This window comes from Paenibacillus crassostreae (genome assembly GCF_001857945.1).
In the GTDB taxonomy this organism is placed as follows: Bacteria; Bacillota; Bacilli; order Paenibacillales; family Paenibacillaceae; genus Paenibacillus_AQ; species Paenibacillus_AQ crassostreae.
Genome location: NZ_CP017770.1, coordinates 4,120,608 through 4,137,982, shown reverse-complemented (window position 1 = coordinate 4,137,982; position 17,375 = coordinate 4,120,608). Strand labels below are relative to the sequence as shown.

Genomic DNA, 17,375 nt, shown 5'->3' with positions numbered 1-17,375 from the left:
TCGTCATAATGAAGTAAAAGACGCAAAACCAAATGGTTTTACGTCTTTTTTAAGTTACTGCTTGATTTCAAATATTATAGAATATCGAATTAAAGATCTCGTAACGCTTCAATCCCCAGCGCTAGCGCACCACACAAGCCAGCGCTATTTCCTAATTCAGGCGGAACAATGTAGGTTTCAATAAGGTTCAGAATCGCTTCTGCGCTTACATAGCCATTGAGATTGCGGCGAACCTCTTCGCGAATCATCGGGAATAGATGTGACTGTTGCATGACGCCTCCACCTAAAATTACCTTTTTCGGTGAAATCATTAGGATCGTGCTGGTTACGGCTTGAGCAATATAGAATGCCTCGATTTCCCATGCCGGATGGTTGGCAGGAAGTTCATGACCTTTCACCTGCCAACGCGCCTCAAGCGCAGGTCCCGCTGCCATTCCTTCTAGACAGTCACCATGATACGGACAAGAACCAGCATAAGTATCCTTAGGGTGGCGTCTAGTCAATACATGCCCTCCTTCTGGATGAACCAGTCCATGAACAAGCTTCCCTTCCGAATAGATACCCACACCTACGCCAGTACCGACTGTGTAGTAGACACAACTATCCAGGCCCTTTGCCGCCCCCCACTTGGCTTCACCAAATGCCGCAGCGTTTACATCCGTATCCCACCCGTAGGGTACAGGGAACGATTGTTTCAACTCGCCTAAAACATTGTAGTTGGCCCATCCAGGCTTCGGGGTAGTTGTCACATATCCATAAGTTGGGCTCGTGGGGCCAATATCGAGTGGCCCGAAGGAACCAATGCCAATCGCATCCACATCCTTCTCTTGGAAATAGGCAATCACTCGGGCCATCGTTACTTCCGGATGCTCCGTCGGGAAGCTCACACTATCCTCGATTACCCCTTCTTCATTGCCGATCCCACAGACGAATTTGGTACCGCCCGCTTCAATTGCACCAATACGCATCATTCTTTGTCCCTCTTTCCTGCTGTTTACCTTCCGAGTGAAGGTAGAGCGTAGATTTCAAGTGAATGAAGCTTAAGACTTACATCGGTAGCGAATAGTTCTAAGCCCTTCGCCTCGGGATCAGGGAATATTAAATCTGTCATTACGGCTTTACCTTCACTGGCAAAGACCTCAATCGATGAACGGTCCACATACACGCGGAGTTCTAATCTGCCCTCTGTGGTTTCTACCTTCACCGCATGCCTACTAGAGAAATACTTGTGAATGTCCACTACTCCGGATCGTGTACGATCCACATACAATTCGTAACTCTCAGGGATATAACCTACAATGGTCTCCTGCTCTGTTGAAGTTCGCAACTTGAAGCCGAACGCTGTCGTCGCTTCGAACTCGGCAACGACCTCATAGCTATCCAGCTGCAGTTCCGTTAATCGTGATTGTGCTTCTTTCATTGTTGTTTCTTTCAAAGATAAGACAGGAATCCGGAATTTCTCCAATTCCCGGACAGGTCGTTGAATGAGGGTTATTTCACCGTCTCTTGACTCTAACGAAAGCTCTCTAGCAATCGTCATTGCACCTCTCCAGCCTTGCGTAGGCGTGAGGTTTGCATATTTCCAATTACTCATCCAGCCAATATATAATCGACGACCATCTTCTTCTGGAATATCCGACCAGGAGACTCCTGCGTAATTGTCTCTGCCGTAATCTAACCACCGTACGGTCTTGGATGCCTCGTCGTTAACGAATGTCTCCCCATCGAACTCCCCCGTGAAGTACTGAGTTCGAGAACCTTCAGGAAATTCAGGTTCACTACCGATGCTTACAAACATCACCCACTTCACCTTAGAGTGATCTCCATCAATCTGTAGTGGGAACAAATCTGGACATTCCCAGACCCCAACATGGGAGCCTATCCCTTGACCAAATTCACTTGCAAATGTCCAATCTATCAGATTCGGGGAATTATAAATAGAAACCGTCTGACCACTAGCCAGAATCATCACCCACTTCTCTGTCGGTTGATGCCAGAACACCTTGGGATCTCGGAAGTCTATGAATCTTTCACTCTCAAGAACCGGATTCCCCTCATATTTCATCCAGCTTCTTCCTCTATCTGTACTGTAGGCAAGGCTTTGTCGTTGCCTTGCATGGTTTGTACCAGGAGCCTGATCATGATGGGTAAATATCGCTACTAATCCAGGTTTACCCCCACATAAACCTGATGTATCCTGCCAATCCACAACGGCGCTACCCGAGAAAATCACACCGTGCTCATCCGGATTTAAAGCAATCGGGTACCGCTCCCATGTTACTAGATCCGTGCTGATTGCATGTCCCCAGTGCATATTCCCACCCATTGTCGTTCCTAAACTATCATATTGATAGAACAAATGATATTCACCCTCGAAAAACACCATACCGTTCGGATCATTCATCCATTTATCTTCTGTCGAGAAATGATAAGCCGGACGATATTTTTGTTGTGAAATAATGCTAGTCATATTTTCTCCTCCTTGCGATATACTTAACAATGGCCCTGCCCTGCCGTAGCTAGGCACGATCTTTGTTCGATACGCTCTATATCTATTATTGTGTGTTTCTGTCATATCCTGTTTGTTTGATTTGTAACCATTCTTGTAATCCTAGACGATCCAATTCTTTCAAGTAATCCGCCCATTCCGATTCAGCCTTTCCATTCTGGTACCATTCTGTACGCATTCTAAGCACATAGGCAAATAAATCCGTTTCAATCGTGGAAAGGCGATCTAGCTCATCGATGGAGAAGAATACTTTAGGGAATATATTGGTCGCCTTCATATCAGGAACCATCACGTCTTTCAGTAAGTTCAATCTCCATGCGGCGTCGTCTGGCTTCGTCGTAACTGTACCGTAATATCCATCAAGAATAGCTAACGGCCCGGCAATACTTGTCTTTTGTCTTAGTTCAACTGGTGCTGCGCCTTCTAATGGTAAATGCTTCAGCATATTCGTAGATGTGTCCAATTCAAAGATGTTTTGTTGCGTTTCATCTCCGTAAGTACCCCAGTTATTCTGAACGGACTGCAGTGGATCATATAATTGATCAATCCATTTGGCAGTATCCTCTAATTTAGTGTTCTTGCTTGTGATGACCATACGTCCTCGATCAAAGCCCATTCCGTTCGTTCTTGTCACATTCACATGTCCGTCTGGACCTGCTAATGCCGGCATTACATCATATGTGTCATTCATACCTGTAATATTGGCTTTATCCCATGTAAAGTACATGCCGTACCGATTATCTTTACCTTTGGAAAGATAGGTGTTCCAATCCTGCGTATAGGCTTCAATATCGATCAAATCTTCCTTATATAGTTCGTTGATATAATTTACAGCATCTTTATATCCATCCTCTGCTGCCGTGAATATCACTTTCCCGTCATCGGTCACAACAGTGTGATCCCAGTTCTCTCCAAGGCCGAATGAGCCGAATAAGAATGCCAGATCTTCTCCACCTGGTTTATTAATAAAAGACATCGGAATTTCATCCGCTTCTCCGTTACCATTCGGGTCCTTCGTTTTAAAGGCGATCAAGACCTGCTTCAGTTCTTCGGTTGTCTTGGGCATATCCAACCCTAATGTCTTCAGCCACTCCACATTGATCCAAGGGAGGTCATCTACAGAATGGATACTTTCCTTATCTGAACCTAGCTCTTCAATCCAAGGAAAGGAATAAATATGTCCATCGGGTGCGGTCATCATAGCTTTATATTGTGGAGCTTGTTCCAGCACCTTTTTCAAATTCGGCATATGTTGCTCAATCAAATCTTCTACAGGAACGATGACGCCATTCTTTGCTAACTTCAACAGATCATAGTCAGAATAAGCAGCATCAAATATGGCATCCGGCAGATCACCACTGGCAACCGCCAAATTTCTCTTTTCTATAAATACGTCGTTTGTATAGTTCTTCCAATCAATGTGAATTCCAGTCTTTTCCTCTAATCTTTTATTAATGAGCTTATCATTTGGATCCGCTGAAGCGAGTGGTGAACTTTGTGTTAAGATCTTAAGCGTCACTTTTCCGTCTGTAGCTGTAGAATTACCTTCATTTGACGAACCACTGTTACTACCACAACCAGACAAGATTAACATAGCCGCAATAACGGATACTGACACTGTTCTTACATTCTTCATAACTAGACCCCCATTTATAATAGTAAGAATATGAACTGCACTATATTAAAGTCGTCCATTATTTCAATGATCCGACCATAACACCTTTCTCGAAATACTTTTGGAAGAATGGATACATTACAATCAACGGAAGACTTGAGATGACAATGGATGAATATTTAATCATTTCAGAGAGACGTTTCAGTTCATTCATTGCTAATTGGTCACTAATCATACCCGGAGGAGCTTGATTCTGGATAAGTATCGATCTTAGAACCAGTTGCAACGGATGCAACTTGGCGTTATCCAGATAAATCATCGCATCGAAATAAGAATTCCACTGACCGACAAATGCATATAACGCAATGACGAATACAATTGGTTTAGAAAGTGGCAATACAATCTTGAAAAATATCAGTAACTCGGAAGCACCATCTACGTTAGCTGCTTCTTTTAATTCGTTCGGGATTCCTTTGAAGAATGTCCTTGCTAGAATAATGTTCCATACGTTTACCACACCAGGAATGATAATAGCCCATACGGTATCTAGCATACCTAAGTTTTTCACCAGCATGTAAGTAGGAATGAGCCCTCCACTAAAGAACATGGTAATCACGAAAAGCGTCATGAAGGCATTTCGTCCAACTAAGTCACTCACAGACAGGGCATAACCTGCGAAAATGGAGACGGCTGAGGTAATCAATGCAAAACTTACAGAGTAGAACACCGCATTGGCAAATCCACGAACCATAGCTGGATTGGATAATATCAGGTTATAGCCTTCCATACTCCAATCGGAAACATGAAATGAAATTCCCTTACTCAACAACACAGTTGGATCCATAAACGAGGCAATGACGACATAAACCAATGGAACCACTACAATTAGTACAGCCAGAGTAAGCAGAATCGTATTTACTGTTATGAAAAGGCGGTCAATTCGAGAATGTTTTATATACATATGGCAACTCCTTTCTTAGTAGAGGCCTTCTCCCTCGTTAAGTTTCTTAACAACAAAATTGACTGAAATCATTAATATAACGTTGATTACGGAATTAAAGAGACCCACAGCAGCGGAATAGGCGTAGTCACCAGATTGCAATCCTACTTTATATACATAGGTTGGTATAATTTCAGATGCTGGTAGATTCATTGAAGTCTGCATAAGATAGGCTTTCTCAAATCCAACCGACATGATTCCACCTGCGGCTAGTATAAATACGATAGCCATGATTGGTCTTATCGTCGGCAAATCAATATGACGGATTCTTTGTAATATATTTGCACCGTCTAGGCTTGCTGCATTATGCAACTCTGGATCAACATTCGCCAGTGCAGCTACATAGATAATTGATGACCAACCAGCCGCCTGCCAAATACCAGATAGAATATAGATAGACCTGAAGTACGCCGGATCCGACATAAACATTAAGGGCTTTCCAGTCATCGAAGAAATCATCTGGTTGATTGGACCAGTTGGAGACATAAAGATAAATATCATACCTACAACGACAACTACTGAGATGAAATTCGGCGCATATAATGCCAGCTGAACATTCTTTTTAATTCCTGCCTTACGTATTTGATTAAGCATGACTGCCAGGATAATGGGAACTGGGAAGCCCAAGATGAGTCCATAAAAACTTATCTTCAGCGTATTAAGAAAGATATCTCCGAAATTGGGCGAGGTTAAGAACTTCGTAAAGTATTTAAACCCGACCCAATCACTTCCCCATATCCCCTGAATAGGGTTGAAATCTTTGAATGCAATGATCGCTCCGTACATTGGGATGTACTTAAAAACTAGTGTAAGAATTAATGCTGGAGCTAACAGCAGATAAAGAAAGTAGTTCTTTCGTATGAAATGAAATTTACTATGATTAAGATTTTGACTCCTGCGTCTTGCGTCTGTTTTTTCGGCTTGCGTTAAGTTCTGCAATCCTTTAACCTCCGATCTCTGATGAAAGTTTACATATGACTATTAGAAAGGGCTTACATTTGTTTCAATTGCCTCTTTGCATTTACAATTTATCAAACTTTAAGACCATTAGTCAATCCCTTTTGTAAAATTTAAATTGTGCATTTGTAAAATACATTTGTACATATACAACAATTACGTATTAAACCCTTTGATATCAGCGATTATTCGATACCTATTAGTTTATTAATCTAAATGTAAGCGATTCAACTATTGATGATTTGTTATTTCCATTTGCAAATTTGATCATATTTATATGAATAATTTGTGCATTTGTAACATTTTTATTGCTATTTGATCTGAAGTATTATACATTTAATATAGAAGCGAGAAACACTTCATATATTCAACATAAAATTAGCTACATATGGGTAATTTACGATCGCCTAAGAACTCCTATAGCCATTATTAGCAAAGGTGGAAATATACATGCACAAAGAAAAAATAACGATACAAGATATCGCTGATTCTCTAGGGATATCCCGGAATACCGCCTCCAAGGCTCTCAATAGTAATCAAAGCATTCCTGAAGAAACACGAAATAAGGTTATTAAAAAAGCTATTGAATTGAAATATAAACAATTCGCTTATGTGGAAAGTGATCATATCATTCCCAAAAACGCTGGTAACATTGCACTATTGACATGTAATCAGCCCACCAGTTCACATTTCGGTTCATTACTAATAAGCGGACTTGAGAAAAGAATAAGTGATGAAGGTTTCAATTTATCTATTCATATTGTTCGGAATACCGATATAAAGGCTCTAGTTCTTCCTAACAATTTTGACATATCTAAGGTTGATGGGATCATTTGTATTGAAATGTTTGACTTGAACTATAGTGAACTACTCAATAATTTAAGAATCCCTACTATCTTTATAGATTGTGCGGCAAATTCCTTTTACCCCGAATTCAATGCAGATTTATTATTAATGGAAAATGAACATAGTACTTACTACATCACTAAGAAGTTAATTGATAACGGATCTACAAGTATCGGATTTATTGGCGATTATAATCATTGTAAGAGCTTTAACGAGAGATGGATTGGGTTTAATAGAGCTTTAACAGAATCTAAACTTCAACTAGACTTATCCCTCTGCATCGTCGTGCCGGATAAGTACTTTTTCTCTGAGCCTGACTGGATAGATAAGTTATTGGATGGTATGACAAACTTGCCGTCAGCATTCATCTGCGCAAATGATTTCATTGCCGTTAGTGTAATGAAGTCTTTAAAAAGTAAAAATGTTAAAATACCCGATGACATCGTTATTTGCGGCTTTGATGACACACCCGAGTCAATCATTGTGGAACCACATCTATCCACAGTGCATATATTTAATAACGAAATGGGTATCATAGCTGCTGAGATGTTACTTTCGAGGATAAAGGACCCATTGAAACCTTATCAAGTCACGCATGTCAGAACGAAGCCGATATTTAGAGATTCTACGGGGACACTCAAAAAATAAAGAAGTTTGTAGATTGATTAGGACTCCATTTAGTAGAAATTGTAAAAACATACTTTTTGCTGGTTTCTGTATTCTGTAGAAGTCAGCTTGGCTTCTACTTTGTGAGACTCTGGATAATACTTAAACTTCTGATCTTTCTTTACTGACATAAAAATAAATACACTCTCTAGAATTTGTCCGGACTTTCAGCAGGTATACAAGGTTATTCGGCGGATCAATCTTAATCATGAGGTTAGTCTGGGTAATCGCCGAATCAAATCGTTGCTCATACATATCGCGCCTAAACATGATGTTGACTACATCCTACCTGTTAACTGGATATTAGGTTAATTTTTATTGACAATAAAAGTAACCATCGGTTATTATATAACCAACGGTTACTAACCAATGGTTATACCATCTCGTTTTTCACATAGGAGTGTTTATCAAACATGTTAACTAAACAGGAACTTCGCTCACAAGAGACCAAGAAAGAGATTATTAAAGCAGCCGGACAACTCTTCGCTTCGCAAGGATTTGATTCGGTCACGATGCGGGAGATCGCCAAGATGGCAGGTTGTTCTCATACTACGATATATATTTATTACAAGGATAAGGAAGATCTTCTACATCAACTCGCTATGCCACCACTACAAGCATTAAATACTCAGATGGAGAGTATTCTACAACAAATCGACTTATCACCAGAAGAAAGACTTAGAACGATAAGCCTTGAATTCATTCGATTTTGCTTATTACATCGGAACATTTACACGACATTTATAGGCGTAAAGGCATCACGTGTGGATCTTGAAGAATCAGCGAATGGCATTAACACCATGCGGATTTCAATATTTAATCTATTAAAAAAGGCACTTCGAACTTGTTTTGCTATTGAAAATGACGAACATCTCTTAATGTACAGCCGCATTTATTTTTTCAACTTACATGGCATCGTAAACACATATACTCATTCCGAAGAATCAATTGTGAGCTTAATGGAGAGATTGTTACCCACTTTTGAAGAATCACTTGATGTGCTATTCATCGGGATATCAGAAAAAATCAAGGGAGTGAACAAAAATTAAAATCACACAAATCTCAGAGCATATTTGGAGTTTGAAGATATGGATGTTAATTCCGATTCACGTCTGGATTGTTAAAGATGAGGATGGCGTAACCTTGGTCGATGCTGGAATACCTTTCATGGCAAAAGGTATTCAACAATTTATCGAAACATTAAATGCAGGCCCACTAAAAAGAGTTATGTTAACCCATGGGCATGGCGATCATACTGGAGCAATCCTAAAAATACTAAATGTCACACAAGTCCCTATATTCGCTCATAGAATTGAAATCCCTTATATCGAAGGCGAGCTTCCCTATCCTCGTAGAAAAAAGGCAGCTATCTCTATTCCAAAACAAATAACTCAAGCCCTTCCGGAGACAAACCAAGGTGTGCTTCAAACTATGGGAGGGTTAACACCATACTTAACTCCCGGACACTCACCCGGTCATGTCGTATATTATCATCAACAAGATCAAGTTCTATTGGCTGGAGATCTTTTCACTGCTAAAAAAGGGGAACTTCGAAAACCAATGGCGATGTTTACTGCCGATATGACTGAAGCGATCCGAAGCAGTTCTATAGTGCGTGAAATAAAACCACTACGTCTTGAAGTCTGTCATGGCTCATCGGTTCTCCAACCTGCGAATCAGTTAGATACCTATTTAAAGTCATAAGAAGAAGTATCATGGTTGATTTAGTACATGAATAGATTGAGAAGAAATGAGGAGGACTACTACATGTTTGCAGGACATTTTGGAATTGCTGCTATTGTAAAAGCTAAATATCAAGAAGTACCCACTTGGGCATTGTTGATAAGCACACAATTATTAGATATACTCTTTGTTCCCTTGTACATTTCTGGAATTGAGACAATGGAACCTGTTGGTAGTGGAACGGGATACGGTGAAACCATTATTCATGCTAATTATACGCATTCGTTAGTAGGGGCTCTATTAATAGCAATCATTGCTGGTCTTTTAGCCGGATGGTCATGGGGGAAACGTATCGGGTACATTATAGGAGGTATTGTTTTCAGCCATTGGATTCTCGATCTTCTGGTCCATCGCAGTGATTTACCCATTCTACCGGGCAACCTAGGAAATTTCGCATTACTCGGCTTCGGATTATGGAAATCTCCAGTGATAAGTGCCGGATTGGAATCCATATTGGTGGTATTGGGAACTTTCCTCTATGCTCGCTCAGCCCTCATTAGAGCAAAGACTACTACTGGTAATCATTCGAGAGAGACCAATAAATCTAGAGCCATGGTCGCAAGTGTCGTTATGGGAGTGTTTCTAATCCTTTCCTTACTATCGAATTGGATATAGATCAGAATCTGGTAATTGATCTTTCTGAAAAACAGTTCAGTTCAATCATTGAACTGAACTGTTTTTCATATCGTCTAGTAAGTTCATGACTTCCCTCAGGGATCGAAGAATAATAATATTTTTATCTCTTTCAAAAATCTTTAGCTTCTCGAGGATAGCTGGTCTTTTGAGTTTTCTGAAATTCCATACCAGTCTAATGAATTCCCAATCCAACGCCTCAGGGCATCCCTCATTCAAGTCGGGTCTAGTTCGTCCATGGAATTGAATTCTTCGTTTAATCACTCTGTACATTGTTACCCAAGGAGATAGATCGAAGAAAATGATTGTATCCGCTCGTGCCATTCTAATATCTAATGTTCTATTATAATTTCCATCGATAATCCATTCATTATCAAGAACAATTCCTTGTTGAAAAACTTCCCAATCATCATTCGATGTCGCTACCCAACCAGCTTTCCAATAATAAGCATCTAAATAAATTAAGGGCAATTTCGTTATATCCGCAATCTTTCTAGCGAAAGTTGATTTTCCCGATCCGGCAGATCCAATAATCATAATTCTTTTCATATCAGAATGGCATCGGCTGGCCTTTATGGTCAACCATCCAGGTATCATCTGGCAGCTTTATTTTCCGCTCGATCATATCTAATATTCCGCATGCTGTATCCTCTGGATTACCTGGTGCCTGCTCTCCACCCATTGACGTTTGTATCCATCCAGGATGAACTGCAAATACACTAAACCCATCAGGTATTAAAGATTTCTTTAACTGAGCAGTGAAGAAAGTTAGAGCATTCTTGGAAATTGCATAGGGGTAATCCCCACCGTAAGCGCTTGCGAAACTACCTGCTTCTGAACTCACGTTTACAATACAAGGATATTTACTAACCCGAAGTAATGGCAAGAAATGTTTAATCATTTGCATCGGTCCATATACATTTGTCAGCATCGTCTGCTCCATATCTGCAAAATCTAAAGTTTCAATAGATTTATCACGTGCGATTAAAATACCTGCATTATTTATAATGACATCTATATGGTCTATTTCTGACTCGACTAAAGCTTTGGCTTGTACAATCTTATTCTCATTTGCTACATCAAGTTGAATTAGTGATAGTGAACCCTTGCCAGACTGTAAGTCAAGAAGGTGTTCCTTATCCCGCTCCATGTCTCTTATACCTGCTATAACATCATGTCCACGAAGCAATGCTTCACACACCAACGCATACCCTAATCCTCGTCCAGCACCTGTTATCAATATTCTCATGGATTATATCAGTCTCCTTTATGATAAATAATGATTATACAACAATTATAGAACAGAAGTTATATTACTTGGTTAACCCCATTCTAAGCAGCATTTTATTTGTAATTTCATTGGTATTTAGATCATCTGTATTAATATGTTCATGATATATATCTTTTGCTAGATTATCTATACATTTCTGGGTTTGTTGATAGGTCCACCCTCCTTCAGCATCCCCACGAGACGCTAGTCTTTGGTATATCGTATCATCCGAAGCCAAGCAGTAGTCGTTTTCCCTACACCAATTGCCCTATTAATCATGATTATCATAATTCCTTCCTCTATTTAATGAATGATTTCTAAAAATCTACACTTCAATAATCCCTTGCACGTCATATGGATAATCAATTTGTTTCTTAATGATTTCAACTGCTTCTTTGTTTACAAATAACTCAACAATATATAAGGCAAGGTCAATAGATGTCGATACACCCCCAGCAGTGATCAGGTTTCCATCTTTTACAATCCTCGTTTTAATAACTTCTTCACAATAGGATTCTAGTAGTTCATATGCATTGGGATTCGTCGTGGCTTTCTTGTTCTTCAAGAATCCTGCTGCCCCAAGTAAAAGTGATCCTGTACAAACAGATACAATCGTATTCACTTGCTCTGCTGTACGCAACCATGAGATAAACTCTTCATCAAATCTAAGCTTTCTGGTTCCCATACCCCCTGGAACAAATATGAGATCATATTGTGATAGATCTGGTTTGATTTTGTTCACTTTAATAGTTAATCCTAGCTCATCAGAAATCTCGTCCGACAACCTCCGATGTATTTTATGGCTTGTATTCGTTGCTCTTTTCATCTTCAATCCCCGTTACATCCTATAATAAGCTAATCTACTATTGTTTCTCTGCAATCCATATAGTCCATCGATCTTCTTCTATAATCGATTCAGGTTTCCCAATTTCGCCTTCTATGAATTCCACCAGATTTACTAACTCCTCATCTGACAACTCATATAGAATCGATCTACCCGTTCTATTCTGCAAATCGGACTTGAGTTGTGCAAATTCATCATATATTCTTCGAGTTTCCCAAAGTTTCAGTTCCTTAATTAGCTTAAAACCTGTTTGCGTTAAGGTTGTAATGACTTGATCACTCGAATATCTTCTACTAGTTTCCTTTTCAATCAATTCAGGATATTTCTGAAAGAAGTATCCTCTGATATGGGTATTATCCCCAGGTAAAGTGCAATCTTCTGGTGTACGATCTTGAATAATAAATTTCCCATCGGGTTTTAATATTCTATTAACTTCTTGAAAGCAACATTTCAAATCCGGTATATGATGAATCAATGCCCGTTCTAATAACACATCAAATTGCCCTTCCTCTAAGCCTGTATCTAGAGCACTACCTTGTGCAAATGTGATATTATCTAGAGCTCTACAGTATTCTTTTGCACCCTTTAACATTTCTGTGGAAAAGTCCATTGCGATAACCTGTTCTGCTCCTGACTGAGCGAATACTTTAGAGTAGATTCCTCCACCACAGCCCAAATCTAGAACGTGTTTCCCTTGTATGTCAACGTACTTGTTGATAGTCTTTATCCACTGATCTTCAGCAGTCCGTGAAGCGTATGTCGATTGATTCCTACTATCGTGAAAATCGATAGGCATGATTATCTCCTCATTTCAATTTCAAATGAACTAATTTTCCAGTTTACTTCCATGTAAGACTACTGAGGTTTGAATCTGTCTTTCAGGTATATTCCAATGCTTTCTTAATAGTCTTTCTTTCTCTTCGACTGATGCAAGATTAAATCCATTCTTCTCATAAAATTTAATAGCCCATACTGCAGATTCCCAAGTTCCAATCAATATTGGCTTTTCTCTTCGGCATATTATATGGTTTAATAACTTACTTCCAATTCCACTATTTCTTTGATTCGTTCTTACATACGCATGCCTTATTAAAGATACTTCTCCTTTATCCTGTATTCCCATGACCCCTACTAGTTGATCATTGGCATCAACATATCCCCAAAATACCACACCTTCGTTTATTTCATGTTGTAATTCGACAACATCCATATAAGGTTCCTGATATCGGTCCTCCGGAATAATACCTTTATATGCAGTGGCTGCATCATTAATAATTTGATTGATTACTTCGACATCTTGACTTCTACATAATCTTATCATTTTCCAATTCCTTTCCATGATCATTTATTTTTACTTATTTAGTAGTTTTTCAATTTGTCCTATCCACTCCCCATTCTGATCGGCAATTAAGGTGTTCCATCCAAGGGTTTTAGCAGGTGCAAAATTCTTCTCCTGATCATCTACAAACCAAATTTCATGCTGATTCGTAAAATGTGAGTGGACTATACTATATATCTCAGAATTAGGTTTACAGCATCCAACTGAACTTGATATTGTAAAACTCTTAAGGTATGGCTTCAAAGGTTGAATCAAAGGATCTAACCATTCTTCACGATGATTGCTAAGCAAATGAATATCTGCTAGTTCACTCCAATTAGCAATACAATCAAATGCTGCTAGAGGCATAAGGTTTTTTTGTAACAATGACCGTGCATTTTTAATATCAAGGGTTGGACAATGTTTAATAACCCAACTCCAAAAATATTCTTCCGGAATATTTCCAGTCCAAAAATCATGTCGAATTTCTTCATTGAAATATTTTTTCAATTCTTTAGGCGATAACGAAGATACACTAGAAATCCCCTCCCATGTAGGGGAAAGATTTGATATTAATACCCCACCAACATCAAGAACTAATTGAAATTTATTCGTTACAGTCACCTTCCTCTTCTTCACGTATCTCCTTAATACTTTTACCACCTAAAAATGCATGACCCATAATCATTGTATCGACTGTTTGAAATCCATACTTACGATAGACTTTTTCTACCGATTCATTTATTGGAAACACCCAAAGGTTCTTGATCCCTCTATGCAATACTTCTTTTTGTATGAACTGAATCATAGCACCTATTAATCCCATTCCTCTGAATTCTTCAATGGTAGCTACACTTTCCATTCGAGCCTGATTGCCATCTACAAAAATACATGCACTCGAACAAGCTAATCCATCGTATCGAAGCAGATAATGTGTAAACGAACTATGAATGAATTGTTCTTCATAAACCGTCTGGATAGATTCCATTCCTCCAAACTCTTTAATTCTACTCTCTATTTCTAGTGCTTCTTGGTAATTCTCCTCTGTTACTTTCTCAATAGTTATCCTATTATGATTCACATTTTCAATGATTACTTCATCCCATAATTGAACAGGACTAATTAATTCTTCATATCTAAAATCCCTTGATTTCAATTCAGAAATGAGATTTTGTTGATTTTCTAAGTTGTAGATATAGAATCTTGGGATGATATTTCTTGTTCGATAAAAGTCGACTACTTCATCAACTACTAACTTTGGAAAATCACATAGATCGCTTATGTGTGCATGATTCGCATCATAGTAATTGGGGTGGATTTCATTACAAAATATTGAACCCCACGAAGTTGCAATTCGATTCGTAAACGTCTCTAAGTATGTAAATTCAAGCCTAATAATATCTCGTAAATTAATCATATGATTAATCCTTTCTACTTACCCTTTTTCACTATTAACATTGAATTAGCATTCCGTTGAAATTCATATGGAACTTCTACTTCTTCGGTAGTGTATCCCTTACCTTGAAGATATTTTTTTATTTCATCTAAATGTACATATCGTTTGCCTTCTACATCTACCAAAGGAAAAATTCGAAGTTCTTCTTTTGAAACCCTTAGTAACTCATTAATCGTGGATTCGTGAAAGTTATAGTTCAATCGATCTGCATACGTAAACAGTAAATGAGCAGACAAAATCAAATCAAATTCTTCGTCCTTAAAAGGAAGTACTGGTAGCACAACGGGAACATACCGATTCGTGAACTTAATCATATCTCCATAACAATGATTTAGTGCATTTAAACGTTCTAATTTTAATGCTTCTATGTCTTCGAAATAATCCCGCACATAATTATCTTTAACGCTCTCCACATGTTCCATCGCATGTTCAATATCCTCTATACCTTTATGTCTAAGGTTTTCTGCTTCATGGTAATAGGCAAGGTCACATGCGGTTACATCAACACCTAATTGATTGGCAATGGCTGTAAAAGAACATGCTCCTGAAGGACAATCAAGTATTTTCTTCCCCTGCACTTCTTCTAGTGAAAGAGAAAAAATCTTCATATACTCTTCGAATGAACGACCAATAAAAACAACCCTGTCTAAATCTAGTTTTCCATTCTGCTCATCTAGGTTCATCTAATCTCTCCTATACTCTCCGCATGAACATAGGAGATGCCATTAATATCAACAAATTTGGCTTCTCTGATTTTCATAACTTCACCTACTTTTAAAGTATCGTTAGTTAATTGTTAGTTGAATCATTGGCTTGAATTTCCTCACAAAATGCTTATTTGGCACTTTTATGTGGTTTTGTTTTTTCTAAGAAGTCTTTTTTTTAACGAGCCTAATAACTCCTATTATAAGAAATATAATAAATCCCAAACTAAATCCCAATATCAATAATGTAATCAATATATTTTCCCATATAATTTGCACTAGATTCACCTCTCTTCTGTTCACACTTGATGTGTATTTGCATGTCCAACTATATATCAACTTTATAATTTAGATTCAATTCATCTCCTGGCAATCCTCTTATTCCCCAATTATTCTTTGGCGTTTCATATATAGTTATTTCAATATCATTGGCTTCAATTCCGAGAATAGTAAATCTCTCGAAAATCAATAGAATCAATTTCTTCTTTACATCAATCGATCTCCCTTCAAACATACTAATCTCAATTATTGTATACTTTTCGGATCGATCATTAGGATAGTAAAAATCATCCTTATTCATATGGAAAAATCGATGAAATCTTTTGTTCTCAGGTAAATTCATTGAATCAACTAAACAAGAATGTAAAATATCTGATAATTGACTCTGGATTGGCTTCAAAGAGTGATATAAACCAAAAATCTTTACTTGCGCCATATATATTCTCCTTATTTTCAATGTCATTATATAAACCGTATCCCCAACCCGTAAAATTTTCATCTTTATACACAATTCCAATTGCGTATTTCAGTTCAATTAAATAAGGTACATCCTCATGGGAGAGATCTTTTTTTGTAATAATAATTGCATCATATTGCGAAATTAATTTTTTATCTTCTAAATCAGAAAACTGTATTCCCTTAAACTCCACCCGCTCTTCTTCCCTCACCTCAGGCGTTTGACCAATAACTCCGATATTCAATCTCTTGCCATAATATTCTTCAGTTTCTTCTGATTGTGGAATTGATTTACTACAAGCTATTAATCGTTTCATCTTCAAAAGTACTCCCATTTTTTTACACACCAATACCATAGCCACGCTAAATCACAAAAACTTTTTCATATAAAATATCTCCTACTAGCTCCACGTTTTTGTTAGATAACATTGAAGATAATTATATAATTAATGTAGAAATGAAGAGAAGAGTTACTCTAATTATGCTTTCTTGTTATCATATCAACTGAGTCAAATACTACTTCCGTTCCCGCAATAAAATCATGAATTGATCTTTTATCTTCTCTAAGCCCAACCATTAATGCGCTGATAATTACACCGATTCCAAATGTCAGACCATAGATAACACCTGCCACTAAATTACGTAATAACATTGTCACAATCCCAGGTGAAGAATGATCATCTACTCTTCTAATTTTTATCCCACAAATACGCTTTCCAATGGTATATCCACCCCATACAACAGGTAGTAGTAATGAATACAAAAATGATAAAATGTCTGTAACTAATTCTTCATTGTTTTCCCCACCTGTAATAATTAAGGAGAAAAATGCTAACGGTATACTGACAATGATTGCATCTAATAATGTTGCTCCGATTCTAATCCAAAAGCCCGCACTTTCCATAAATTTGCTCGCTCTTTTCTGGTTAGATTTAATCATTGTCTCCATAATTCTTGAATCATATTTAATTTTTACTAAAACCTCATCATCTACTTCACCTTTTGGAATTCAAAACTATCTTCAATTTCAGTAACTTCAGCACTACTAGTACATCCCACAAGTATTCAGTGTCTTTCTT

Annotated in this window: 20 protein-coding genes; 4 read left to right on the top strand and 16 right to left on the bottom strand. The window is 38.1% G+C overall.

Annotated features, from left to right (window positions below):
* Positions 1-89: 89 nt before the first annotated feature.
* The 5 genes from LPB68_RS19135 to LPB68_RS19115 form a co-directional block, all read right to left on the bottom strand.
* Positions 90-968: an ROK family protein gene (locus LPB68_RS19135; protein WP_068656676.1), complete on the bottom strand. Its 879-nt coding sequence runs from the start codon at positions 966-968 to the stop codon at positions 90-92.
* A gap of 26 nt (positions 969-994) precedes the next feature.
* Positions 995-2,470 carry a glycoside hydrolase family 32 protein gene (locus LPB68_RS19130; protein ID WP_068656011.1) on the bottom strand — a complete coding sequence of 492 codons (1,476 nt, stop codon included), beginning with the start codon at positions 2,468-2,470 and terminating at the stop codon, positions 995-997.
* Positions 2,471-2,555: 85 nt separating this feature from the next.
* Positions 2,556-4,145, bottom strand: coding sequence for an ABC transporter substrate-binding protein (locus LPB68_RS19125; protein WP_068656013.1), 1,590 nt, complete (start codon positions 4,143-4,145; stop codon positions 2,556-2,558).
* A gap of 58 nt (positions 4,146-4,203) precedes the next feature.
* Positions 4,204-5,085 (bottom strand): carbohydrate ABC transporter permease, encoded by an 882-nt coding sequence (locus tag LPB68_RS19120; RefSeq protein WP_068656015.1) that lies wholly within the window; start codon positions 5,083-5,085, stop codon positions 4,204-4,206.
* A gap of 15 nt (positions 5,086-5,100) precedes the next feature.
* Complete coding sequence (locus LPB68_RS19115; RefSeq protein WP_232510187.1) at positions 5,101-5,985, bottom strand: ABC transporter permease; 885 nt, start codon at positions 5,983-5,985, stop codon at positions 5,101-5,103.
* A gap of 546 nt (positions 5,986-6,531) precedes the next feature.
* Between LPB68_RS19115 and LPB68_RS19110 the strand changes: the two genes are divergently transcribed.
* The 4 genes from LPB68_RS19110 to LPB68_RS19095 all read left to right on the top strand — a co-directional run bounded on the left by LPB68_RS19110 (position 6,532) and on the right by LPB68_RS19095 (position 9,951).
* Entirely contained in the window at positions 6,532-7,575 is a 1,044-nt protein-coding gene (locus LPB68_RS19110; RefSeq protein WP_068656019.1) for a LacI family DNA-binding transcriptional regulator, read from the top strand.
* Positions 7,576-8,006: 431 nt separating this feature from the next.
* A complete protein-coding gene (locus LPB68_RS19105; RefSeq protein ID WP_068656021.1) occupies positions 8,007-8,642 on the top strand; it encodes a TetR/AcrR family transcriptional regulator in 636 nt (211 codons plus the stop codon).
* A 43-nt stretch (positions 8,643-8,685) separates the two neighbouring features.
* Complete coding sequence (locus LPB68_RS19100; RefSeq protein ID WP_082865607.1) at positions 8,686-9,297, top strand: MBL fold metallo-hydrolase; 612 nt, start codon at positions 8,686-8,688, stop codon at positions 9,295-9,297.
* A gap of 63 nt (positions 9,298-9,360) precedes the next feature.
* Entirely contained in the window at positions 9,361-9,951 is a 591-nt protein-coding gene (locus LPB68_RS19095) for a permease (protein ID WP_068656024.1), read from the top strand.
* Positions 9,952-9,996: 45 nt separating this feature from the next.
* On the opposite strand, the gene LPB68_RS19090 is transcribed toward LPB68_RS19095, so the two are convergent.
* The 11 genes from LPB68_RS19090 to LPB68_RS19035 form a co-directional block, all read right to left on the bottom strand.
* Positions 9,997-10,518 carry a DNA topology modulation protein gene (locus LPB68_RS19090; protein ID WP_068656026.1) on the bottom strand — a complete coding sequence of 174 codons (522 nt, stop codon included), beginning with the start codon at positions 10,516-10,518 and terminating at the stop codon, positions 9,997-9,999.
* Between the two features lies 1 nt (position 10,519).
* Positions 10,520-11,218: an SDR family oxidoreductase gene (locus LPB68_RS19085; protein ID WP_068656028.1), complete on the bottom strand. Its 699-nt coding sequence runs from the start codon at positions 11,216-11,218 to the stop codon at positions 10,520-10,522.
* Positions 11,219-11,564: 346 nt separating this feature from the next.
* The gene (locus tag LPB68_RS19075; protein WP_082865639.1) at positions 11,565-12,065 is read right to left on the bottom strand and encodes a DJ-1/PfpI family protein; all 501 of its coding nucleotides are present in this window, start codon (positions 12,063-12,065) and stop codon (positions 11,565-11,567) included.
* Between the two features lie 37 nt (positions 12,066-12,102).
* A complete protein-coding gene (locus tag LPB68_RS19070; RefSeq protein ID WP_068656034.1) occupies positions 12,103-12,879 on the bottom strand; it encodes a class I SAM-dependent methyltransferase in 777 nt (258 codons plus the stop codon).
* A 30-nt stretch (positions 12,880-12,909) separates the two neighbouring features.
* Entirely contained in the window at positions 12,910-13,404 is a 495-nt protein-coding gene (locus tag LPB68_RS19065; protein WP_068656036.1) for a GNAT family N-acetyltransferase, read from the bottom strand.
* Positions 13,405-13,434: 30 nt separating this feature from the next.
* Positions 13,435-14,025 (bottom strand): HAD family hydrolase, encoded by a 591-nt coding sequence (locus LPB68_RS19060; RefSeq protein WP_068656038.1) that lies wholly within the window; start codon positions 14,023-14,025, stop codon positions 13,435-13,437.
* The gene (locus LPB68_RS19055) at positions 14,009-14,818 is read right to left on the bottom strand and encodes a GNAT family N-acetyltransferase (protein WP_068656040.1); all 810 of its coding nucleotides are present in this window, start codon (positions 14,816-14,818) and stop codon (positions 14,009-14,011) included. The genes LPB68_RS19060 and LPB68_RS19055 overlap by 17 nt, the downstream gene beginning before the upstream one ends.
* Positions 14,819-14,832: 14 nt before the next feature.
* A complete protein-coding gene (locus LPB68_RS19050; protein ID WP_068656042.1) occupies positions 14,833-15,540 on the bottom strand; it encodes a class I SAM-dependent methyltransferase in 708 nt (235 codons plus the stop codon).
* Between the two features lie 349 nt (positions 15,541-15,889).
* The gene (locus tag LPB68_RS19045) at positions 15,890-16,276 is read right to left on the bottom strand and encodes a tautomerase family protein (protein ID WP_068656044.1); all 387 of its coding nucleotides are present in this window, start codon (positions 16,274-16,276) and stop codon (positions 15,890-15,892) included.
* Complete coding sequence (locus LPB68_RS19040) at positions 16,188-16,613, bottom strand: hypothetical protein (protein WP_157756157.1); 426 nt, start codon at positions 16,611-16,613, stop codon at positions 16,188-16,190. Before LPB68_RS19040 ends, LPB68_RS19045 begins: the two co-directional genes overlap by 89 nt.
* 158 nt (positions 16,614-16,771) lie before the next feature.
* Positions 16,772-17,236, bottom strand: a complete 465-nt coding sequence (locus LPB68_RS19035; RefSeq protein ID WP_237087898.1) for an RDD family protein — start codon at positions 17,234-17,236, stop codon at positions 16,772-16,774.
* Positions 17,237-17,375: the final 139 nt, after the last annotated feature.